General features: G+C 69.3%; 19 protein-coding genes. 11 read left to right on the top strand and 8 right to left on the bottom strand.

The features are described from left to right. Positions 1 to 56 precede the first annotated feature (56 nt). From leuC to IU476_RS19810, 3 genes are all read left to right on the top strand, one after another. Positions 57 to 1,481: a 3-isopropylmalate dehydratase large subunit gene (gene leuC, locus IU476_RS19800; RefSeq protein ID WP_195102220.1), complete on the top strand. Its 1,425-nt coding sequence runs from the start codon at positions 57 to 59 to the stop codon at positions 1,479 to 1,481. 34 nt (positions 1,482 to 1,515) lie between these two features. Further along, positions 1,516 to 2,124 (top strand): 3-isopropylmalate dehydratase small subunit, encoded by a 609-nt coding sequence (gene leuD, locus IU476_RS19805; RefSeq protein ID WP_195102222.1) that lies wholly within the window; start codon positions 1,516 to 1,518, stop codon positions 2,122 to 2,124. A gap of 156 nt (positions 2,125 to 2,280) precedes the next feature. Continuing rightward, positions 2,281 to 2,940 carry an HU family DNA-binding protein gene (locus IU476_RS19810; protein WP_195102224.1) on the top strand — a complete coding sequence of 220 codons (660 nt, stop codon included), beginning with the start codon at positions 2,281 to 2,283 and terminating at the stop codon, positions 2,938 to 2,940. 75 nt (positions 2,941 to 3,015) lie between these two features. Here the strand turns inward: IU476_RS19810 and IU476_RS19815 are convergent, their stop codons facing one another. The 3 genes from IU476_RS19815 to cofC all read right to left on the bottom strand — a co-directional run bounded on the left by IU476_RS19815 (position 3,016) and on the right by cofC (position 6,986). After that, positions 3,016 to 3,981 carry an NUDIX hydrolase gene (locus IU476_RS19815; RefSeq protein WP_195102226.1) on the bottom strand — a complete coding sequence of 322 codons (966 nt, stop codon included), beginning with the start codon at positions 3,979 to 3,981 and terminating at the stop codon, positions 3,016 to 3,018. Between the two features lie 35 nt (positions 3,982 to 4,016). Further along, positions 4,017 to 6,200, bottom strand: coding sequence for an RNA degradosome polyphosphate kinase (locus tag IU476_RS19820; RefSeq protein WP_195102228.1), 2,184 nt, complete (start codon positions 6,198 to 6,200; stop codon positions 4,017 to 4,019). A gap of 66 nt (positions 6,201 to 6,266) precedes the next feature. Continuing rightward, positions 6,267 to 6,986, bottom strand: coding sequence for a 2-phospho-L-lactate guanylyltransferase (cofC, locus tag IU476_RS19825; protein WP_195102230.1), 720 nt, complete (start codon positions 6,984 to 6,986; stop codon positions 6,267 to 6,269). A gap of 155 nt (positions 6,987 to 7,141) precedes the next feature. Here cofC and IU476_RS19830 point away from each other — a divergent pair, with 155 nt between their 5' ends. Both IU476_RS19830 and IU476_RS19835 read left to right on the top strand, forming a co-directional pair. Further along, a complete protein-coding gene (locus IU476_RS19830; RefSeq protein ID WP_195102232.1) occupies positions 7,142 to 8,137 on the top strand; it encodes an NAD(P)H-dependent glycerol-3-phosphate dehydrogenase in 996 nt (331 codons plus the stop codon). A gap of 34 nt (positions 8,138 to 8,171) precedes the next feature. Further along, on the top strand, positions 8,172 to 9,266 hold the full coding sequence (locus IU476_RS19835; RefSeq protein ID WP_195102234.1) for a D-alanine--D-alanine ligase family protein: 1,095 nt from the start codon (positions 8,172 to 8,174) through the stop codon (positions 9,264 to 9,266). 128 nt (positions 9,267 to 9,394) lie between these two features. On the opposite strand, the gene IU476_RS19840 is transcribed toward IU476_RS19835, so the two are convergent. Beyond that, complete coding sequence (locus IU476_RS19840) at positions 9,395 to 10,129, bottom strand: DUF3515 domain-containing protein (RefSeq protein WP_438944046.1); 735 nt, start codon at positions 10,127 to 10,129, stop codon at positions 9,395 to 9,397. Between the two features lie 325 nt (positions 10,130 to 10,454). Between IU476_RS19840 and IU476_RS19845 the strand changes: the two genes are divergently transcribed. From IU476_RS19845 to IU476_RS19855, 3 genes are read left to right on the top strand one after another with little or no spacing between them, the layout of a single operon-like run. Beyond that, positions 10,455 to 11,399, top strand: coding sequence for a thiamine-phosphate kinase (locus IU476_RS19845; protein WP_195102238.1), 945 nt, complete (start codon positions 10,455 to 10,457; stop codon positions 11,397 to 11,399). Between the two features lie 39 nt (positions 11,400 to 11,438). Next, a complete protein-coding gene (locus IU476_RS19850) occupies positions 11,439 to 12,116 on the top strand; it encodes a uracil-DNA glycosylase (RefSeq protein WP_195102674.1) in 678 nt (225 codons plus the stop codon). 38 nt (positions 12,117 to 12,154) lie between these two features. Continuing rightward, positions 12,155 to 12,421: a hypothetical protein gene (locus tag IU476_RS19855; RefSeq protein ID WP_195102239.1), complete on the top strand. Its 267-nt coding sequence runs from the start codon at positions 12,155 to 12,157 to the stop codon at positions 12,419 to 12,421. On the opposite strand, the gene IU476_RS19860 is transcribed toward IU476_RS19855, so the two are convergent. Both IU476_RS19860 and rpmB read right to left on the bottom strand, forming a co-directional pair. Further along, positions 12,384 to 12,920, bottom strand: a complete 537-nt coding sequence (locus IU476_RS19860) for a GNAT family N-acetyltransferase (protein ID WP_195102241.1) — start codon at positions 12,918 to 12,920, stop codon at positions 12,384 to 12,386. The genes IU476_RS19855 and IU476_RS19860 overlap by 38 nt on opposite strands. Positions 12,921 to 13,004: 84 nt before the next feature. Next, positions 13,005 to 13,196, bottom strand: a complete 192-nt coding sequence (gene rpmB / locus IU476_RS19865) for a 50S ribosomal protein L28 (protein ID WP_011210730.1) — start codon at positions 13,194 to 13,196, stop codon at positions 13,005 to 13,007. A 299-nt stretch (positions 13,197 to 13,495) separates the two neighbouring features. On the opposite strand from rpmB, the gene IU476_RS19870 reads away from it, so the two are divergent. Beyond that, the gene (locus tag IU476_RS19870; RefSeq protein ID WP_195102243.1) at positions 13,496 to 15,436 is read left to right on the top strand and encodes a DAK2 domain-containing protein; all 1,941 of its coding nucleotides are present in this window, start codon (positions 13,496 to 13,498) and stop codon (positions 15,434 to 15,436) included. Next, a complete protein-coding gene (recG, locus tag IU476_RS19875; protein WP_195102244.1) occupies positions 15,437 to 17,704 on the top strand; it encodes an ATP-dependent DNA helicase RecG in 2,268 nt (755 codons plus the stop codon). A 3-nt stretch (positions 17,705 to 17,707) separates the two neighbouring features. Here recG and IU476_RS19880 read toward each other — a convergent pair whose 3' ends face one another. Beyond that, positions 17,708 to 18,172, bottom strand: a complete 465-nt coding sequence (locus IU476_RS19880; protein ID WP_195102245.1) for a VOC family protein — start codon at positions 18,170 to 18,172, stop codon at positions 17,708 to 17,710. A 216-nt stretch (positions 18,173 to 18,388) separates the two neighbouring features. Here IU476_RS19880 and IU476_RS19885 point away from each other — a divergent pair, with 216 nt between their 5' ends. Beyond that, positions 18,389 to 19,510, top strand: coding sequence for an alpha/beta hydrolase (locus IU476_RS19885; RefSeq protein WP_195102246.1), 1,122 nt, complete (start codon positions 18,389 to 18,391; stop codon positions 19,508 to 19,510). Positions 19,511 to 19,536: 26 nt separating this feature from the next. Here IU476_RS19885 and IU476_RS19890 read toward each other — a convergent pair whose 3' ends face one another. Then, positions 19,537 to 20,097, bottom strand: coding sequence for a TetR/AcrR family transcriptional regulator (locus IU476_RS19890; protein ID WP_195102247.1), 561 nt, complete (start codon positions 20,095 to 20,097; stop codon positions 19,537 to 19,539). Between the last annotated feature and the right edge of the window lie 50 nt (positions 20,098 to 20,147).

Below are 20,147 nucleotides of genomic sequence, written 5' to 3' on the forward strand. Positions count from 1 at the left end.
ATGAACGCGTCGTCAGCCCATTTTCGGCGCGTCGTCGTAGCGAAAGGTGATATGAGATGGCCGAGCGGCCACGCACCCTGGCGGAGAAGGTCTGGGAACAGCACGTCGTCACACGCGGAACCGGCGAGGGCGATGCGCGCGAACCCGATCTCATCTACATCGACCTGCACCTGGTGCACGAGGTGACCAGCCCGCAGGCCTTCGACGGCCTGCGCGCGGCCGGACGCCCGGTCCGGCGGCCGGATCTCACCATCGCCACCGAGGACCACAACGTCCCGACCGTCGACATCGACAAGCCGATCGCCGACCCCGTTTCCCGCACCCAGGTCGAGACGCTGCGGCGCAATTGCGCCGAGTTCGGGGTCCGGCTGTACCCGATGGGCGATCTGGAGCAGGGCATCGTGCACGTGGTCGGCCCGCAGCTGGGCCTGACCCAGCCGGGAATGACCGTGGTGTGCGGTGATTCGCACACCTCCACGCACGGCGCGTTCGGCGCGATCGCGATGGGCATCGGCACCAGCGAGGTCGAGCACGTGCTGGCCACCCAGACGCTGTCGCTGCGCCCCTTCAAGACCATGGCGATCAACATCGATGGGCAGCTGCCGCCCGGTGTCACGAGCAAGGACGTGATCCTGGCCGTGATCGCGCAGATCGGCACCGGCGGCGGCCAAGGCTACGTGCTGGAGTACCGGGGCGAGGCCGTGCGGGCCATGTCCATGGAGGCGCGGATGACCATGTGCAACATGTCCATCGAGGCCGGCGCCCGCGCGGGCATGGTGGCTCCCGACGAGGTCACCTACGAATTCCTGAAGGGCCGCCCGCACGCGCCGCAGGGCGCGGACTGGGACGCCGCGGTCGCCGCCTGGGAGGCGCTGAAGACCGACGAGGGCGCCGAATTCGACGCCGAGGTGCATATCGACGCCTCGACGCTGACGCCGTTCGTCACCTGGGGCACCAACCCCGGCCAGGGCGCGCCGCTGGGCGCGGCCGTGCCGAATCCCGCCGATTTCTCCGACGAGACGGCGCGGGAATCGGCCGAGAAGGCACTGCGATACATGGATTTGGAGCCCGGTACTCCGCTTCGCGAGGTCGCGGTCGACACCGTTTTCGTCGGCTCCTGCACCAACGGGCGTATCGAGGATCTGCGCGCCGTGGCCGGGGTATTGCAAGGTCGCAAGGTCGCCGACGGCGTCCGGATGTTGATCGTGCCCGGTTCCATGCGGGTGCGCGCGCAGGCCGAATCCGAGGGGCTGGGCGAGATTTTCACCGCGGCCGGCGCGGAATGGCGCCAGGCGGGCTGCTCGATGTGCCTGGGAATGAATCCCGATCAACTTTCGCCCGGTCAGCGCTGCGCCTCGACGTCCAACCGGAACTTCGAGGGCCGGCAGGGCAAAGGCGGCCGCACGCACCTGGTTTCGCCGCTGGTCGCGGCGGCCACGGCGGTGCGCGGAACGCTGTCCTCACCTGCGGATCTGAACTGATCGGCCGAATTACACGGACTTTGGAGGAGAACTGATGGAAGCGTTCAAGGTACACAAGGGGATCGGCGTGCCGCTGCGCCGATCCAACGTCGACACCGATCAGATCATCCCGGCGGTGTATCTGAAGCGGGTCACCCGAACGGGATTCGAGGACGGGCTGTTCTCGGCGTGGCGGTCGGATCCGGGGTTCATTTTGAACACCGAGCCCTTCAACCGGGGCAGTGTCCTGGTGGCCGGTCCGGATTTCGGCACGGGTTCCTCGCGCGAGCACGCCGTTTGGGCGCTGCTCGACTACGGCTTCCGGGTCGTGATCTCGTCGCGCTTCGCGGACATCTTCCGCGGCAACGCCGGCAAGGGCGGTCTGGTGGCGGCCCGGATGTCACAACATGATGTCGAATTGCTCTGGAAGTTGCTCGAGGAACAGCCTGGCCTGGAATTGATCGTCGATCTCGAGGCGCGCACGGTGGCCGCCGGAACCACCGTGTTGCCCTTCGATATTGACGACTACACCAGGTGGCGCCTGCTGGAGGGTCTGGACGACATCGGGCTGACACTCCGGCGGGAAGACGCCATCAGCGCCTTCGAAAAGGCAAGGCCGGCATGGAAACCCACCACCATTCCGGACGCTATTTCGCAGGCGTAAACAGTCCTGGGTGTTAGCTGGGAGCTACCAATCACGGTTGCTGCGCGTGTGCCACGCCACATGAAATTTGGCGTGGCACATAGACTCTTGCCCATTGAGGGTTTACCGTGGTACCTAGTCGGTCCGACGACGGGCCATTAGTCTGCGGAGGATTCAATGAACAAGGCGGAACTGATCGACGTTCTGACCGAAAAGTTGGGTACTGACAGGCGCACGGCCACTGCGGCAGTCGAGCAGATTGTCGACACGATCGTGCGCGCGGTGAACAAGGGTCAGAGTGTCACCATCACCGGATTCGGTGTGTTCGAACAGCGCAAGCGCGCGGCGCGGGTGGCGCGTAACCCCCGCACCGGCGAAACCGTGAAGGTGAAGCCCACTTCGGTGCCGGCTTTCCGGCCGGGCGCGCAGTTCAAGGCGATCATTGCGGGTAAGCAGAAGATCGCCGCGGCCGGTCCGGCCGTGAAACGCGGTGTCGCAGCGCCGGTGTCGGGTGCGGCCAAGAAGACGGCCAAGAAGGCCGCGGCCAAGAAGACTACGGCGAAGAAGACGGCCGCCAAGAAGACCACGGCCGCCAAGAAGACCGCCGCCAAGAAGGCGCCGGCCAAGAAGACGACCGCGGCCAAGAAGACCACGGCGGCCAAGAAGACCACCGCGGCGAAGAAGACCACGGCGGCCAAGAAGACCGCCGTGAAGAAGGCGCCGGCCAAGAAGGCCACGGCGACCAAGGCCACCGCCAAGAAGACCACGGCGAAGAAGGCCCCGGCGAAGAAGACCGCCGCCAAGCGCACCGCCGCCAAGCGGACCACGCGGCGCTGACGGCTCCACGCGAAAGCGGCCCCGGCCCTCCGGCCGGGGCCGCTTCGTGTGTGCGGTCCTTTTGTGCGAGAAGGTTTATCGCGCTCCGTTGGTGGAACTCTTCGCGCCCGGCGCCGCCTCGTGCTTGTGACCGTGCGCCCGCAGGGCCTTGTCGAGGTGGTCGGCGGCGACCAACCGGCCGTCGGCGATCGACAGCACCCACATGCTGCCCTTGCGGTTGCGCGCGGGCGGCAGTGTGACACCGTCGATTTCGGCCCAGCGGCGCAGCAGCGGCGGAATCACCTTGCCCTGACTGCAGATCGCGCGCACGACCGGGGCGGACACCAGCTCGCGCACGCGGGCGAGAGTGTCGTCCGGGGCTGCGGCATAACCGCTTTCGGACAGCAGCGGCTCCAGCCCGATCTCGACGCCGAGCGACCGCGCCAGCGGCTCCACGGTCTGCACGCACCGCAGCGGCGGCGCCGAGTACACCTCGGCGGCACCGAATGCCAGCAGATTGGGCGTCAGTGCCGCCGCCTGGTCGCGACCGGCCTTCTCCAGCGGGCGTTCGTCGTCCGGGCCCCGGAAACGTTCGCGCCGGCCCGCCTTCGCGTGGCGCACCAGCACCAGCGTCGCGGTATCCGGGGGCAGTCGCAGGAAATTGCGCACCATGGTGCGGTCCATCGGATAAGACAGCTGATCCATCACCCGGTCGACGCGCTGCCAGCGCAACTGGTCGACCTCGGAATTGGGGACGAATTCGCCCTCGGCGACCGAGGCGGCCCAGTAGTCCACCCGCTTGAGTTTGCGATGGCCGGTGACCGGATAGGTCACATGGCCCAGATAGCGGCCCAGGCGGCTGTGCAGACCGGTTTCCTCGGCCACCTCGCGCACGGCCGTGACCATCGGCGTCTCGCCGGGGTCGAGCTTCCCCTTCGGCAGCGACCAGTCGTCGTACTTGGGCCGGTGCACGAGCGCCACCTCGACCGCCCCGGCGGGCGTGCGCCGCCACAGCACCGCGCCGGCGGCGAGAATATTGGCTTTGACCCGGGGATCGGACACCCCGTAATCCTCCAGATCCGGTGTCGCCGAGCGATTCACTGCTGACCCGGTCGACGTAGCCGCATGAGGAACTCCTGGTGGTCGCGGACCTGTTCGCTGTGGTCGAGGTCGGGGTCCGGCTGCGCCTGCCAGTTGCCGTCGGCTTCGAGCACCCAGCAGCGGGTCGACGGATTCAGTGCCGATTCGAACACCTGCTCCAGCTGCTCGCACAGCCTGGGGTCCTTCACCTGCGCCATGACCTCCACCCGGCGGTCGAGATTGCGGTGCATCATGTCCGCGCTGCCGATCCAGAACTCGTCCTGCGCGCGGAAGTGCAGTATCCGCGAATGTTCCAGGAAGCGGCCCAGGATCGAGCGCACCTCGATGTTGTCGCTCATGCCGGGCACGCCGGGGCGCAGTCCGCAGATGCCGCGCACCACGATCTGCACCGGCACGCCCGCCTGCGACGCCCGGTACAGCGCGTCGATGATCTGTTCGTCGACGATCGCGTTGGCCTTCAAGCGAATCCGCGCGGGCAGGCCCTGCTGGGCCAGCTCGGTCTCGCGGCGGATCCGCTCGACGATGCCCGAGCGCACGCTCGACGGGGCCACCAGGAGGTTGCGGTAGTTGGCCTTTCGCGAATACCCGGTCAGCGAGTTGAACAGGTCGGTCAGGTCCGCCCCGATTTCCGGTGCGGCGGTGAGCAATCCGACATCCTCGTACAGCCGCGCGGTCTTCGGGTTGTAGTTGCCGGTGCCGATGTGGCAGTAGCGGCGGATGGTGGCGCCCTCGCGGCGCACCACCAGGCAGGTCTTGCAGTGGGTCTTGAGGCCGATCAGCCCGTAGACCACGTGCACGCCGGCCTGCTCCAGCTGGCGCGCCCACTTGATGTTGGCCTGCTCGTCGAAGCGGGCCTTGATCTCCACCAGGGCCACCACCTGCTTGCCGGCCTCGGCGGCGTCGATGAGGGCGTTGACGATGGGGGAGTCGCCGGAGGTGCGGTACAGCGTCTGCTTGATGGCCAGCACCTGCGGGTCGGCGGCGGCCTGTTCGATGAACCGCTGCACGCTGGTGGAGAACGAGTCGTACGGGTGGTGCACCAGCACGTCGCCCTCGCGCAGCGCCGCGAAAACGTTTCTGGGCGTCTCCCTTTCGCCGAACGCCGGGGGCGTGGCGGGGACGTAGGGCGCGTCCTTGAGGTGCGGCCGGTCCACCCCGTACACCTGCCACAGGCACGACAGGTCCAGCAGGCCCGGCACCTGGATCACGTCGCCCGGATCCACGTCGAGTTCACGCAGCAGCAGATCGAGCATGTGCTCGGTCATGTCGTCGGAGACTTCCAGGCGCACCGGCGAACCGAAGCGCCGCCGGGCCAGCTCGCGCTCCAGGGCCTGCAGCAGGTCCTCGTCGCGGTCCTCGTCCACCTCGAAGTCGGCGTTGCGGGTGATCCGGAACGAATGCTGTTCCACCACATCCATTCCCGGGAACAGCTGATCGAGATGGGCGGCGATCAGATCCTCCATCGGGAGGAACGCGGCGAGCCGGGCGGCGGCGCCCTCGGCGGTGGTGCGGCGCACCCGCACGAACCGATCGACGTTGTCGGGCACCTTGACTCGCGCGAAGTGCTCGCCGCCGGTCTCGGAATCCTTCACCGTCACAGCGAGATTGAGGCTCAGGCCGCTGATGTAGGGGAACGGGTGGGCGGGATCGACCGCCAGCGGGGTGAGCACCGGGAAGACCTGGTCCTGGAAGTAGCCCGAGAGCCGGCGGCGCTCCTCGTCGTCCAGATCCGCCCAGCCGATGATGGCGATGCCCTCCTCGACCAGCGCCGGCTGCACCTGGTCGAGGAAGACCCGGGCGTGGCGCTCTGCCAGGTCCTGGGTGCGCTTGGCGATCAGCTCGAGCTGCTCGGTGGGTGTCAGGCCGTCGGCCGAGCGCACCGACAGACCCGCCTCGGCGCGGCGTTTGAGGCCCGCGACGCGGACCATGTAGAACTCGTCGAGATTGGAGGCGAAGATGGCCAGGAACTTGGCCCGCTCCAGCAACGGTTCCGAGGTGTCCTCGGCGAGCGCCAGCACGCGGGCGTTGAAGTCCAGCCAGCTGAGTTCGCGATTGAGGTAGCGATCGGCGGGCAACTGCGGTGTCGCGGTGTCGGTGGGTGGCGGCGTGGCCGCCGGGGGCGCTGCCGGCAGACGCGGCTGCTGCTGGACGGTCTCCGTTTCACTCACACTCACGATCATCCCTTACCCTCGGGCGGTGTCACGCGCAACACCGCCGTTACACTGTCTACGGCGCCGCTCCGGCGATCATCCAGCACACATGTGATTCAGCGCGTACCTCCGTGTGAGCTTGCGGTGAACATGTTCCGGCCAGCCGATGGATTCCAGGACCGCCGCGGTGGCCGGTCCCACGCCCAGCGCCACCGCCCGCTCCAGGTCGGCCTCGGTGTCGACGTCCAGCCGCAGCCCGGGCCAGTCGCCGGGGAGCTCCTTCGCCCCCGAATCCCGGTGGCGGCGTGCGGAATCCCCGCCGAACAGCGGATTCAGCTCGACGCCGTCGCGGACCAGCAGCGCCGCGGTGCCGCGCCCGGCGTGGTCGGCGACGAGCGCGCGGCCGGCGGGCGCGGTGGCCAGCATGTCGGTCAGTTCGTCGGGACGCAGCGCGGGCAGATCCGCCTGCAACGCAAGCAGATCCACCGCTCCGTGCCGGGCCCGGACGGCCGCCGCGCCCGCCGCCAGCGCGGTGTTGAGACCGTTGTCGGCGCCCGCGGGCGGCGTCGCGGCGACCGTCTCCGGGTCGGGGTGCGCGTCCGCGCCCAGCTCGCGAACGGCGGCCGCGACCGCTTGGTCGGGCGTCACCACCGTCACCGAGCCGAGCCCGGCCGTCAGCGCGGCGCAGACGGTGTCCGACAGCATGGCCAGCACCAGGCGCGACCGGTCACCGGTCGGCAACCGGTCGGCGAGTCGGCTCTTGGCCCGATCGAGGTGCTTCACCGCGATCACGGCGTGGACGGTATCCGGACGCATGCGCCAATCGTCCCACGCGGTGTTTTCTCGTGCCGCCTCCGGCAGCGCGGGCGTACGGCGTCCCGTGGGGGAGATCACCACTGGCGATCGTCCGGCATCCGGGTGCGTGGGCGGACTTGCCGCGGGTGCCGCGCGGTGAGTGGCATATTGGCTGCATGACTAGGGCGGCAGTGATGGGCGCGGGGTCGTGGGGCACCGCGTTCGCGAAGGTGTTGAACGACGCGGGCACCGAGGTGACGGTGTGGGCACGACGTCCCGAAGTGGCCAAAGTCCTGGCCACCGAGCATCGCAACCCCGCCTACCTGCCCGATGTGCTGCTGCCGGGCATCGCCGCGACCGACGATTTCCGCGCCGCGCTCGACGGGGCCGACACGGTCGTGCTCGCGGTGCCGTCGCAGTCGCTGCGCGCCAATCTCGCCGACTGGAAGGACGCGATCGGTCCCGACGCCACCCTGCTGAGTCTCGCCAAGGGCATCGAGACCGGCACGCTGCTGCGGATGAGCGAGGTGATCGCCGAGGTCACGGGCGCGGCCGCGAGCCGCATCGCGGTGCTGTCGGGACCGAACCTGGCGCGCGAGATCGCGGGGGAGCAACCGGCCGCCTCGGTGGTGGCGTGCACCGACGCCGCGCGCGCGGAGGCCGTGCAGCACGCCTGCGCCACCGGCTACTTCCGGCCGTACACCAACACCGACGTGGTGGGCTGCGAGATCGGCGGCGCGAGTAAGAACGTCATCGCCCTGGCCTGCGGGATCGCGGCGGGAATGGGGTTGGGCGACAACTCGATCGCGAGTCTGATCACGCGCGGGCTGGCCGAGATCATCCGGCTCGGCGTCGCGCTGGGGGCCAACCCGGTCACCCTCGCCGGGCTGGCCGGGGTCGGTGACCTGGTCGCCACCTGCACCTCGCCGCTGTCGCGCAACCGCTCGTTCGGGCACGTGCTGGGCGAGGGCGGGTCGATGCAGGCCGCCCAGGAGGCGACGCACGGGCAGGTCGCCGAAGGCGTCAAATCGTGCACGTCGATCCGCGCGCTGGCGGAGCGGAACTCGGTGGAGATGCCGCTGACCACCGCGGTGCACCGGGTGTGTCACGAGGGCTTGTCGGTGGCGGAGGCCGTCGGCCAGTTGCTCGGGCGGCGGATGAAGCCGGAATGATTGGTTCGTAACCTGTCCGGGTACGGTTCGCTTTATGACTCGGATCAGGGTGGCGGTCGTTTTCGGCGGGCGCAGTAACGAACACGCCGTCTCCTGCGTGTCGGCCGGTTTCGTGCTGCGCGGGCTGGACCCAGAACGATTCGAGGCGGTGCCGATCGGCATCACCCGCGAGGGCACCTGGGTGCTGGGCGGTGCCGACAGCCGTGAACTCGCCATCTCCGACCGGTCGCTGCCGGCCGTGGACGCCTCCGGCACCGAACTGGTGCTGGCGGCGGATCCGACCCGGTCCGGCAACCTGCTGGCACTCGGCGATCCCGGCTCCGGGCTCGGCGCGGTCGACGTCGTGTTTCCGGTGCTGCACGGCCCGTTCGGCGAGGACGGCACCATCCAAGGGCTGCTGGAATTGGCGGGCCTGCCGTACGTCGGGCCCGGCGTGCTCGCCAGCGCCACCGGTATGGACAAGGAGTTCATGAAGAAACTCCTGCTCGCCGAGGGGCTCCCGGTCGGCGATCATCTGGTGCTGCGGCCGGGCGAGACGAGCGTGTCCGAGGACGACCGGCAGCGGCTGGGGTTGCCGGTGTTCGTGAAGCCGGCCCGCGGGGGGTCGTCCATCGGCATCACCAAGGTGGACCGGTGGGCGGACTTCGACGAGGCCGTCGCCGTCGCGCGGCGGCACGATCCGAAGGTGATCGTGGAGGCGGCGATCGTCGGCCGCGAAATCGAGTGCGGCGTACTGGAATTCCCCGACGGCCGGGTGGAAGCCAGTGTGCCCGCGGAGATTCGGATGCCCGAGACCGAGACCGACGCGGCGGGCTTCTACGACTTCGACACCAAGTACCTCGACGACGTGTGCGAGTTCGACATCCCCGCCAAACTCGACGACGATGTGGCCCAACAGGTTCGGGACCTCGCGGTGCGTGCCTTCCGGGCATTGGACTGCCAGGGGCTGGCGCGGGTCGACTTCTTCGTCACCGATTCGGGCCCCGTGCTCAACGAGATCAACACCATGCCGGGCATGACCTCCATCTCGATGTACCCGCGGATGTGGGAGGCGACGGGCATCGACAACTCGGCCCTCATCACCACGCTGATCGACACCGCGCTGGCACGGGGGACCGGGCTGCGCTGAGTTGGTGCGGTGGTGGCTGTGCGTTCGAGCGGCCACCGAATCGCTCGTGGCTTCCGCTCTCGTAGTTCCGGGATGACGGCTGGTGGGGGCGTGCCGGGGCGGTGACGAGTTGTGTGGACTCTCCCAGGTCAGTTGGGGAGCGGGCCCGGGTCCATCGGCTGGGCGGGGATGGTTTTGGTGATCGTGTCGGAGACTTCTTGCAGGGGCGTGGGGCCGGCGCTGTCGGCGACGGTGAGGGCGATGTAGGTGCCGCGGTCGACGGCGAACCAGGTGCCCGAGGTGACGCCTGAGGTCTGGTCGCGAACCTCGAACCAGTTGACGCCGTTGACCACCTGCAATGCCGAGGCCCGGTTGAATTCCAAGGGCCGATCCAGCCCGCAGCGCAACACGATCGGATCACCGCCGTCGGGCAGCTGCCACGCGACGGTGGCGGGCGGAGCGGGCTGAGCCAGCTCGGCCCGGGTGTACTCACCCACCTTGTCCGGCAGCGCGGGCAACAACGCGCCACACGCGGGCCCATCGGCCGCGGGCGCGGGAATCGACCCCAGCGCCAACGGCTCCCGCACCGGATTCTGCCGCGACAGCACCGCGATCACGAGAATGGCGACGATCAGCGCCACCGGCAGCGCCACAGCGGTGGCGATCAGCGCGGGGGAGTACTTCGGGGCGTCGGAGGAGTCGTCGTAGCCCTCGGCGGCTTGCTCCTCCTCGGCCTTCGAACTCCCATCGGTTTCCGAACTCTCATCGGCCTCACCGCTCGTCTTGTCGGCTTCCGGCTTGCTGTCGGGTACGGCCGCATTGCTCGGCTGGGTGGCTTCCGACTCGCTGTCAGGCTTGGCCGCACTGCTCGCCCCGTCGCTCACCGACGCCGCGGCGGGCTCGGCCGCACTGCTCGCCTGGGCGGCTTCCGACTTCCCGTCAACTTCGGCCCGGGACGGGGTGGTGTCTTCCGGCCGGTCCTTGTCGCTGCTCATCCGGGGGTTCGTCTCCGCTCGTCCGCGCTCGGGCCGCTAAGCCGCGGTCCGGCAGTGCCGCTACTGGGAAATTCCGGACCCGAGCGTATCGAACGCCTCGCGGCGGGCAGCCGGTGTGTGGGCGGGGCGCGGTGCGCCCCCGGGCGGCGTCAGTAGTGTCGATGGGTCCAGCCAGGGAGAGGAGAGTGTCATCGGCGACAACGGCCCGCGCACGGTGCGTGAGTTGGGGGAGTTCGCGTTGATCGCGCGTATGAACGGCGGTCGCAGGCAGAGTTCGGGGGTGCTGCTCGGGCCGGGGGACGATGCGGCGGTGGTGGCCGCGCCCGCCGGGCGGTACGTCGTGAGCACCGACATGCTGGTGCAGGATCGGCATTTCCGGCTGGACTGGTCCGCCCCGCGCGACATCGGCCGCAAGGCGATCGCGCAGAACGCCGCCGACGTGGTGGCGATGGGCGCGGCGCCGAGCGCGTTCGTGGTGTCGCTGGGCTGCCCCGCCGACACTCCGGTCGCCTTCGTCGACGAGTTCGTCGAGGGCATGTGGGCCGAGGCGCGCCGGGCGGGCGGTTCGATAGCCGGGGGCGATCTGGTGCGCAGCCCCCTGCTGGTGATCTCCGTGACCGCGTTCGGCGACCCGCCCGACCGCCCGGTGCTGCGTTCGGGGGCCCGGCCCGGCGACATCGTCGCGGTGGCGGGGCGGCTCGGCTGGTCGGCGGCCGGACTGGCGGTGCTGGCGTCCGGCGCCGATCCGGAGAAGTTCCCCGAAGTCGTTGCGGCGCATCGTGTTCCGCAGCCGCCGTACGACACGGTGCTGGGTATGCCCGCGGCGGCGGCGATCACGGCCATGGCCGACGTCTCCGACGGCCTGCTCGCCGACCTCGGTCATCTCGCCGAGGCCTCCGCGGTGTCGATCGATGTCGACTCCGCCGCGCTCGCCGACCCGGCGCTGCGGCCGGTGGCCGACCTGCTCGGCGCGGACCCGCTCGGCTGGGCACTCACCGGCGGCGAGGATCACGCCTTCGCCGCCACTTTCGCTGCGGGACAACAACTTCCGGAAGGCTGGCGAGCGGTGGGGCGAGTCGCCGCCGGAACCGGCGTCACCGTCGACGGCGCGTCGTGGGACGGACCGGGCGGCTGGGAATCGTTCGCGGAAGGCGGGTGAGGTATCGCCGTGCGACTCGCCAGGCTATGTTGTCCCGACATGGGCGCAAAACCACTGTCGGAGATCATCGATACGGGCTGGGCCGAGGCGCTGGAGCCGGTCGCCGACCGGATAGGCGAGATGGGCGAGTTCCTGCGTGCCGAGAACGCCGCCGGCCGCGGCTATTTCCCGAAGGGCGAGAACGTGCTACGGGCGTTCCAGCGGCCCTTCGACAAGGTGCGCGTGCTGATCGTCGGCCAGGATCCGTACCCGACGCCGGGCCACGCCATGGGCCTGAGTTTCTCGGTGGCGCCGGATGTTTCGCCGGTCCCGCGCAGCCTGGCCAACATCTTCTCCGAGTACTCCAAGGACCTCGGGCACCCGACGCCGTCCTGCGGTGATCTCTCGCCGTGGTCGGATCAGGGCGTGCTCCTGCTGAACAGGGTACTCACCGTGCAGCCGGGCCAGCCCGCCTCGCATCGCGGCAAGGGCTGGGAAGCGGTGACCGAGCAGGCGATTCGCGCGCTCGTCGCCCGCGAGCAGCCGCTGGTCGCGATCCTGTGGGGCCGCGACGCCTCGACGCTGAAGCCGATGCTCGGCGACGTTCCCTACATAGAATCGGCCCATCCCTCACCGCTGTCCGCTTCGCGCGGATTCTTCGGATCGAGGCCTTTTTCCCGGACGAACGAATTGCTCGGTACATTGGGGGCCGCTCCGGTCGACTGGCGCCTGCCCTGACCGGGGCGATGTCGTTCGAGCTAACCAGGAGAAGTTGCATGCAGAAGAAGTCCGTGCGTGGCGCTGTCGTCACCGTTGCCGCGGGAGCGGCCATCCTCGGCGCGTCGGCCGTCGCCGAGGCCGCGCCGCTGCGGTTGGAGCCGGCCACCCCGCAGGAGACGGTCCCCGAGCACGGCGCGCCGGTGCTGGCGCTCTACGACCCGCAGACCGGTTCGGCCTCGCTGTCGTCGAACGTGAATGCCTTCGGACTGTGCGCGCTGCAGAGCATCAGCTCCGACGTGCAGTGCATCGGCGGGGCCAACTGATCGGTCCGGGCGTGCGCACCATGCGCACTTCCCATGCGGGCGTGAAGGCTTCGACTCGGCGGGTGCCGTCGAGTCCGAAGCCGTATTTTCGATAGAACGCCTGGGCGCGCGGATTGTCCTCGAACACCCACAGCGACGTGTCGGTGTCCGGACGCAGCACCGCGCGCATCAGTTCGTGTGCGACATCCGTGCCGTACCACGCGGCGCGGACGTACATGGCGTTGAGTTCGCGCGCGGCGACCGGGGGTTCGTCCTGGGACGGGCCGCTACTTGCGAAGCCGATGACGGTGTCCGCGGCCAGCACGACCACGGTGGAATCGGGGTAGCGGACGCGGACACGCTCCCACTGCTCGGCGCGGCGGTCCACGTCGAAGGCGGCCAGCACGTGCGGCGGCACCAGGTCGCGGTAGGCCTCGCGCCAGCAGGCGATGTGGCATTCGGCGAGGCCGCGGGTGTGTTCGGCGGCCAGCGGTGCGATCCGCCAGGTGCGTTCGGTCATGATCTCTCCGGACCTGCCGACGACAACGGCGCCCCGGTCACCCTCTCGGGTGCGCCGGGGCGCCGTTCTACGGGTTCGCGCAGCTCAGCCGCGGACGACCTTGCCCGCCTTCAGGCAGGAGGTGCACACGTTCATCCGACGGGTGTTGCCCGGCGCGACCTGCGCGCGGACGGTCTGGATGTTGGGGTTCCAGCGACGGTTGGTGCGCCGGTGCGAGTGCGAAACCGACTTACCGAAGCCGGGGCCCTTGGCGCAGACGTCGCAGACGGCAGCCATAGTCGCGAGCTCCTTCATGTCATGTGGGGACCGCTGTCTTGGAGGGACAGCCTGTCCGGAAACTTGTCGTCAATGCCTGCCCGCGGAGACCCGTGGGCGAACGCAACCGAAGACGGTCGCGTGAGGCAACCCTGCAAGAGTAGCGGGGGCCGGTGATCGATGTCCAATCGCGGGTGGACTGCCCGCACGCGGGAACTCGCCGCCTGTGAGATCGCGCACAACGGCAGTCGGAGCGATGTGCGACTGCGCTGCGGATGTGTCGGTCGGGCCTATTACGCTGGCGAACGGGGTGTCGTGCAATGGACTGCGGTGAGAGGAGCGGCGACGTGCCCGGGGTCCGGGAGGAGCTGAACGGTGCTGCGCTGGCGCGCTGGGCTCGCCTCTGCCTGGACGGCCTCGACCACCACCGCGACGAGATCAACGCCCTCAATGTCTTCCCCGTAGCCGACGCCGACACGGGGACCAACCTGCTCGCGACCATGCGGGCCGCGGTGGTAGCGGCCGAGGCGGTGCCGGGGGTGGTCGAGGGGGCGGCTGAGGTCGGTGGGGCGGAGGGGTCGGTGCGGGCCGTGGCCGCGGCGATGGCGCGGGCGGCGACTGCGGGGGCGCGGGGGAATTCGGGGATTATTTTGTCGCAGGTGTTGCGGGGGATCGCTGAGGCGGTGGTGAGTGAGCCGCTTACGGCGGCGACTCTGCGAGTGGCGTTGCGGCGGGCCGCCGTGCTCGTGCGGGAGGCATTGAGCGAACCGGTCGAAGGCACCATGTTGACCGTGCTCGACGCCGCCGCGGACCGCGCCGGTGACTGCGCCGAGGAAACTCTCGCCGCGGTCGCGCAGGCGGCGGCCGACGGAGCCTCGAAAGCGCTGGGCGACACACCTTCCCAGCTGAGCGTGCTGCGTGCCGCGGGCGTGGTGGACGCGGGGGCACGCGGATTGCTCGTTCTGCTGGACGCCCTGGTCACCGAGGTGACCGGCCAGGTTCCGGCACGTCCGGCGTACGCGGGATCGGAGCGGGTCCCCGCCCCCGGCCAGGCGCGCCCGACCAACGGCCGTCGGCCTTTGCCGCCGGACGAGAATTCGCCACGGCGGCGAGACGCTGTCGATTGGTCGGCACGCTTCGAGCAGAACGTAGCCGCCGTGCCGCCGCCGGACGGCATCGCTGCCTCGACCGCCGGGCCGGGCGGGTGCGCCCTCGAGACCACCGCTTCGCCGAAGCCCCAGGGCAAAGTCGCGACGGCTGTTGACCCGGCGGCGCGGGCAACGATTCCCGCGCGGCCCGGGGCGGAGGCGGGACAGGCTGTGGCGGCGGTTTTCCGTGGCGGGGTAGGGGAGGGATCGGTTGCGCGGCCGCAGTACGAGGTGATGTATCTGCTGACGGGGACCGAGGAGCGGCGCATCGACGCACTGCGGGATTCGCTTGCGCGACTGGGGGATTCGGTCGTCGTGGTCGGGGATGGGGACGGTACCTGGTCGGCGCACGTGCACTGTGCCGATGCGGGGGCGGCCGTGGAGGCCGGTCTGGCGGCCGGGCAGCTGAGCGGGATCCGGATCGAAGGCCTGGCGGTGTCCTCGCATGCCGAAGACGGTGCGGCCGATCGCGGGATCCTGGCCGTGGTGACCGGTGCGGGGGCGGCACGGTTGTTCGAGGACGCCGGGGCCGTCGTGCTGGAAGGCGAGGTCACCGCCGACGCATTGCTGTCCGCCATTCGGAACATGCCGCATCGCGAGGTGGTGGTGCTGCCGAACGGCGCGCTGCCCGCACACGAACTGGTCGCGGTCAGCGTCGCCGCCCGCGACGGCCGCCGCGACGTGCTGATGCTGCCCAGCGGTTCGATGGTCCAGGGCCTGGCGGCGCTGGCGCTGCACGACGGCGGCCGCACCGCCGCCGACGACGTGTTCGCGATGTCGGAGGCCGCCGCCGCCACCCGCTGGGGCGCGCTGCGGGTCGCTCGCGAGCGCGCGCTCACCATCGTGGGCACCTGCGAGCGAGGCGACGGCCTGGGCCTGGTCGGCAACGACGTCGTCGTGATCGACGCGGACGCCGGCGCGGCCGCCCGCACCCTGCTGGACCGAATGCTCGGCCTCGGCGGCGAACTCGTCACGCTACTGCTGGGCGCGGACGCGCCGCCCGGCCTCGGCGAGGAGTTGACCGAGCACATCACCGTGACCTTCCCGGGCGTGGAGGTCATCACCTATACCGGCGGACAGGCCGCCGACCTGGTGCAGATCGGGGTGGAATAGATGACGACGCTGCGAGACCGGCTCGACCAGGTGCTGGGTGTGAAGGCGGCCGAATCGCTGGCCGACGCCTTCGACATGCACACCGTCGAGGACCTGCTGCGCCACTACCCGCTGCGCTACGCGACGCAGGGCCAGCCGCTGACCGAGGAGGCGCCCGAGGAGGGCGCGCACATCACGGTCGTCGGGCGGGTCACCAAGACCGAGAAGCGCCCGATGCGCCAGCGCCGCGGCAACCTGCTCAAGGTCGAACTCGACACCGGCGCCAACCGCCCGGTGGAGATCACCTTCTTCAACGGCGACAAGGTGAATTACCTTGTGAAGCAAGGTGTTCGGGCGATGATGTCGGGCACCGTGCACTACTGGCGGCCGGACCGCTGGAACCTCTCGCACCCGTCGTACCTGATCATGCCCGAGGCGGGTGAGTCGGTGGAGAACCTGACCTCCGTGCGCGGTTCCGGCAGCCTGCGCGGGCTGGCGCAGACCGCGAAAGGCGCCGAGGGCGTGGATGTCTCGTTCTTCGAGCGCGAGTACATCCCGGTGTATCCGGCCACGGCCAAGGTGCAGAGCTGGGACGTGCTGGCCTGCGTGCGCCAGGTGCTCGACCAGCTCGATCCGATCGACGACCCACTGCCGCAAGATCTTCGCGACGAACGCGAGCTGATGCCGGTCACCGACGCGCTGCGGCTCATCCACCTGCCCGAGCGCAAGTCCGACATCGACCAGGCCAGGGAGCGTTTGCGTTTCGACGAGGCCCTGGCGTTGCAGCTGGTGCTCGCCGAGCGCCGTCACGACGCGGAAGGCCGTGCGGCACAGGCCTGCCCGCCCCGCGGCGACGGCATCGCCACGGCCTTCGAGCAGCGCCTGCCCTTCGAATTGACCGCCGGGCAGCAGAAGGTGATCGCGGAGATCTCCGGCGACCTGTCCCGCCCGCACCCCATGCATCGGCTGCTACAGGGCGAGGTCGGCTCCGGCAAGACGATCGTGGCGCTGCACGCCATGCTGCAGGTGGTCGACGCCGGATTGCAGTGCGCGCTGCTGGCGCCGACGGAAGTCCTTGCCGCACAGCACTACCGGTCGCTGCGCGCGATGCTCGGCGACCTCGGGAACGCGGGGGAGCTGGGCGCGTCGGAGAATGCCACCAAGGTCGTGCTGGTGACGGGATCCATGTCGGCGGCCGCGAAGAAGGCGGCGCTGCTGGACGCGGTCACCGGCGAGGCCGGCATCGTGATCGGGACCCACGCGCTGATCCAGGACGCGGTCGAGTTCTACAACCTGGGCATGGTGATCGTCGACGAGCAGCACCGCTTCGGTGTCGAGCAGCGGGACGCGTTGCGCGCCAAGGCGAAGCGCGGCCTCACCCCGCACCTGCTGGTGATGACCGCGACGCCGATTCCGCGCACCATCGCCATGACCACGCTCGGCGACCTGGAGACCTCCACGCTCACCGAACTGCCCCGCGGCCGGTCGCCCATCACCACGAAAGTGGTTCCCGCCAAGATGCATCCGAAGTGGGTGGACCGCGCGTGGGAGCGCATCCGCGAGGAGGTCGCCGCCGGGCGGCAGGCGTACGTGGTGTGTTCGCGCATCGGCGACGAGGAGGACGGCGCAACCGGCAAGGGCCGCAAGGGAAAAGCGGCCGAGGAGAAAGAGCCTCCGACCACGCACGCGGCGGTCGACATGTTCGACACGCTGCGGTCGGGTGAGCTGGCGGGGCTGCGGGTCGGGCTGCTGCACGGCAGGCTGCCCAACGACGAGAAGGACCGCGTGATGCGGTCTTTCAACGAGGGCGAGGTCGACGTGCTGGTGTGCACGACGGTCGTCGAGGTCGGCGTGGACGTGCCCAACGCGACGGTCATGGTGATCGTCGACGCCGACCGCTTCGGCGTCAGTCAGCTGCACCAGCTGCGCGGCCGGGTCGGCCGCGGCAAGCACGCGGGCCTGTGCCTGCTGATCACCGAGACCTCGCCGATGGGCGGCGCCATGGTCCGGCTGGAGGCCGTCGCGGGAACTCTGGACGGCTTCGAACTCTCGGTCCTGGACCTGCGCCAGCGCCGCGAGGGCGACGTACTCGGCTCCGCCCAGTCCGGCACCGCCCGCTCCCTGCGCCTGCTCTCCCTCCTCGACGACCTCGAAGTCATCACCGCCGCACAACAACTCGCCCGCGAGCTGGTCGAGGCCGACCCGGGACTGAAGAAACACCCCGGCCTCGCCACCATGATGCGAGCCGCCGTCGACGGCGAGCGCTTGGAGTACCTGGCCAAGTCCTGAGCGTCACGGTTCGGATGCCGGGTTGCCGAGATCGAGGCCGGGCATCGGAGCCCCACCAGGATTCCATGAATTCAAGAACCCTTCTTGGACCGCGAGATCGACCAGTTCGACTCGCGCACCGATGCTTTCGATGCGGTGATAGGTGAAGGATCGCCCGTAGGGGCAGGAATCGAACTCGATCGGAGCACCCCGCTCCGCCAGCCGATGTTTGTCCGTCGCGACGTCCTCGGACCAGTAACCGATGTGGTCGAACCGAGAACCGTCCGTCGCATCCCACGGGCTACCGGGATCGCCCTGGATCACCTCGAAAAATGGTGGCCCGTCGGCGGAGAAGACGATGCTGTATTCCCACTCCCCGAGCTTTCCGGTGCGGATCGGGCTCCACCGCACGCCCAGCACGCGCGTGAGATCTTCGGTCGCGCGCCGGATGTCCTGGACGACGAAGCACAGGTGATAGAAGTTGTTCACCCTCGAGTTCTACCAATCTCGGTTTCGGCGGTGAGTCCTCATGTCGTGCTTCGGTTCGGAGGTAGTCAGCGGCCGGCGTGCGGGTTCGGGTCGCCGTCAGCGCAGCCCCGTGGCCCCCGACTTCTTGACTGGCGTCCAAGAAACCTTTACTGTAGCCACGACCTACTTCTTGGATGGCGTCCAAGAAGAGCGGTGGTGAAGCGGAGGGCGCGAGTCATGGAAATCAGTGAGTCTGCCGATCGGCGCGAGGCGGCGACGGTGCGACGGCGTGAGGTCTCGTTTCCCTCCGGCCAGGACGAGTGCGCGGCCTGGTTGTACACCGCCTCCGACGTGACCGGCCCGCGCCCGATGGTGATCATGGGCCACGGGCTCGGCGCGGTGCGGGAGATGCGCCTGGATGCCTACGCGGAACGGTTCGCCGAGGCGGGGTGGTCGGTGCTGGTGTTCGACTACCGTCACCTCGGGGCCAGCGGCGGAGCGCCGCGCCAGCTCCTCGACATCGGCCGGCAACGCGCCGATTGGCATGCCGCGCTGGCCTTCGCGCGCACCCTGCCGGAGGTCGATGTCGACCGGATCGCGTTGTGGGGCAGCTCTTTCGGCGGCGGACATGTCCTGCAGATCGCCTCCGAGGACACCCGCATCGCGGCGGTCGTGGCCCAGTGCCCCTTCACCGACGGACCGGCATCGTTGTGGTCGCGTATGCGGGTCAACCCGCTGAGTGCGGTAGCGCTGACAGTGGCCGGCGTCCTCGACACAGTCGGTTCCTGGTTCGGCGCGAAGCCGATCCTGTTGCCGATGACGGGGACGTCCTGGATGCCCGCGTTCGTGGCCTCACCCGACGCTCTCGCCGGTGCTTCCGCGCTCCTGCCCGCGGGGACCCGGCTCTCGCGGCGCACGAGTGCGGTGTTGAAACGGCTGCCGTCGGTGCGGGCTCAGGTGTCGAAGAATATCGAGCTGACCGAAATCGACGGTGCGGAAGAACCCGCGAGCGGTGTCGGGCGCGACAGCGTATGGGGTGTAATGCGCGGCCCGGACGGCGAATTCGATGCCGCCAACGCACTGGCCGCAAGGCTGGTGCTGCACCTTCCGCTTTATCGGCCCGGTCGCGCGTTGGCTCGCTTCAGCACGCCGACGCTGCTGTGTGTCTGCGACAACGACGCCGCCGCGCCCGCGAAGACCACGAAGCGTCGCGCGCGGGGACTCGCACACGTGCACGTCGAGAACTACCCCTGCCACCACTTCGACATCTACGTGGGCGAGCACTTCGAACGCGCCGTGCGTGACCAACTCTCGTTCCTGGCAACACAATTCGACGACACCGCACGCATCACGCAGTAGCCCACTGTGGGCTGGAGTCCAGGCGTTCAGCGGGCGGCTGCGGCAAGGCCGCGAGCGCTGTTCAGCAGCGTCTCGATCACCGCGCGCCGCTGCGCCTGCTCCGCCGGATGCGTCAGCAATCCCTCGACAACGAAAACGCCGATCGCGACCAGCGAATCCACGTCGTCGGCGGGCACGCCGAGTTCGATCAGCTCGGCTCGGAACAATCCCTCGGCCAGCGCGTGGAACTGCTCGTGCCATTCCTGGATTGCCGCGGACTCCTCGGCGCGCGTGTGCACCGTGCTCACCAACCGGCCCAACTGCTCCAATTCCTCGACCAGCCATAACAGCCGATCAGCCAGGCTCGAGCCCAGCACTTCGCTGTAGGCGGCCATCGAGTCGGCCAGGACCGCGTCCAGGACCGCGATCAATACCGCGTCCTTGTCCTGGAAGTACCAGTACAGCGTGTTCGACACCACTCCGGCGTCGCGCGCGATCCGCGCCATCGAGGCGGCGTCGTATCCCTCCTCGACGAACAATCGCCGAGCGGCCACGATTATCTCCGCACGCTTCTCTTCCCGATCCTGCGGACGTCTGTTGCGAGGCATCTCCAGTCCTGACCTTTGTTTCCGGACCCGATGCTATCTTGACCGGTCCT

The sequence above is a fragment of the Nocardia blacklockiae genome (assembly GCF_015477355.1).
Taxonomy (GTDB): Bacteria; Actinomycetota; Actinomycetes; order Mycobacteriales; family Mycobacteriaceae; genus Nocardia; species Nocardia blacklockiae.

Bases quoted from the DNA above. Each gene is read 5' to 3' on its own strand.
- leuC (WP_195102220.1), top strand. From the start codon at position 57: ATGGCCGAGCGGCCACGCACCCTGGCGGAGAAGGTCTGGGAACAGCAC.
- leuD (WP_195102222.1), top strand. From the start codon at position 1,516: ATGGAAGCGTTCAAGGTACACAAGGGGATCGGCGTGCCGCTGCGCCGA.
- IU476_RS19810 (WP_195102224.1), top strand. From the start codon at position 2,281: ATGAACAAGGCGGAACTGATCGACGTTCTGACCGAAAAGTTGGGTACT.
- IU476_RS19820 (WP_195102228.1), bottom strand. From the start codon at position 6,200: ATGATCGTGAGTGTGAGTGAAACGGAGACCGTCCAGCAGCAGCCGCGT.
- cofC (WP_195102230.1), bottom strand. From the start codon at position 6,986: ATGCGTCCGGATACCGTCCACGCCGTGATCGCGGTGAAGCACCTCGAT.
- IU476_RS19830 (WP_195102232.1), top strand. From the start codon at position 7,142: ATGACTAGGGCGGCAGTGATGGGCGCGGGGTCGTGGGGCACCGCGTTC.
- IU476_RS19835 (WP_195102234.1), top strand. From the start codon at position 8,172: ATGACTCGGATCAGGGTGGCGGTCGTTTTCGGCGGGCGCAGTAACGAA.
- IU476_RS19850 (WP_195102674.1), top strand. From the start codon at position 11,439: ATGGGCGCAAAACCACTGTCGGAGATCATCGATACGGGCTGGGCCGAG.
- IU476_RS19855 (WP_195102239.1), top strand. From the start codon at position 12,155: ATGCAGAAGAAGTCCGTGCGTGGCGCTGTCGTCACCGTTGCCGCGGGA.
- IU476_RS19860 (WP_195102241.1), bottom strand. From the start codon at position 12,920: ATGACCGAACGCACCTGGCGGATCGCACCGCTGGCCGCCGAACACACC.
- rpmB (WP_011210730.1), bottom strand. From the start codon at position 13,196: ATGGCTGCCGTCTGCGACGTCTGCGCCAAGGGCCCCGGCTTCGGTAAG.
- IU476_RS19870 (WP_195102243.1), top strand. From the start codon at position 13,496: ATGGACTGCGGTGAGAGGAGCGGCGACGTGCCCGGGGTCCGGGAGGAG.
- recG (WP_195102244.1), top strand. From the start codon at position 15,437: ATGACGACGCTGCGAGACCGGCTCGACCAGGTGCTGGGTGTGAAGGCG.
- IU476_RS19885 (WP_195102246.1), top strand. From the start codon at position 18,389: ATGGAAATCAGTGAGTCTGCCGATCGGCGCGAGGCGGCGACGGTGCGA.
- IU476_RS19890 (WP_195102247.1), bottom strand. From the start codon at position 20,097: ATGCCTCGCAACAGACGTCCGCAGGATCGGGAAGAGAAGCGTGCGGAG.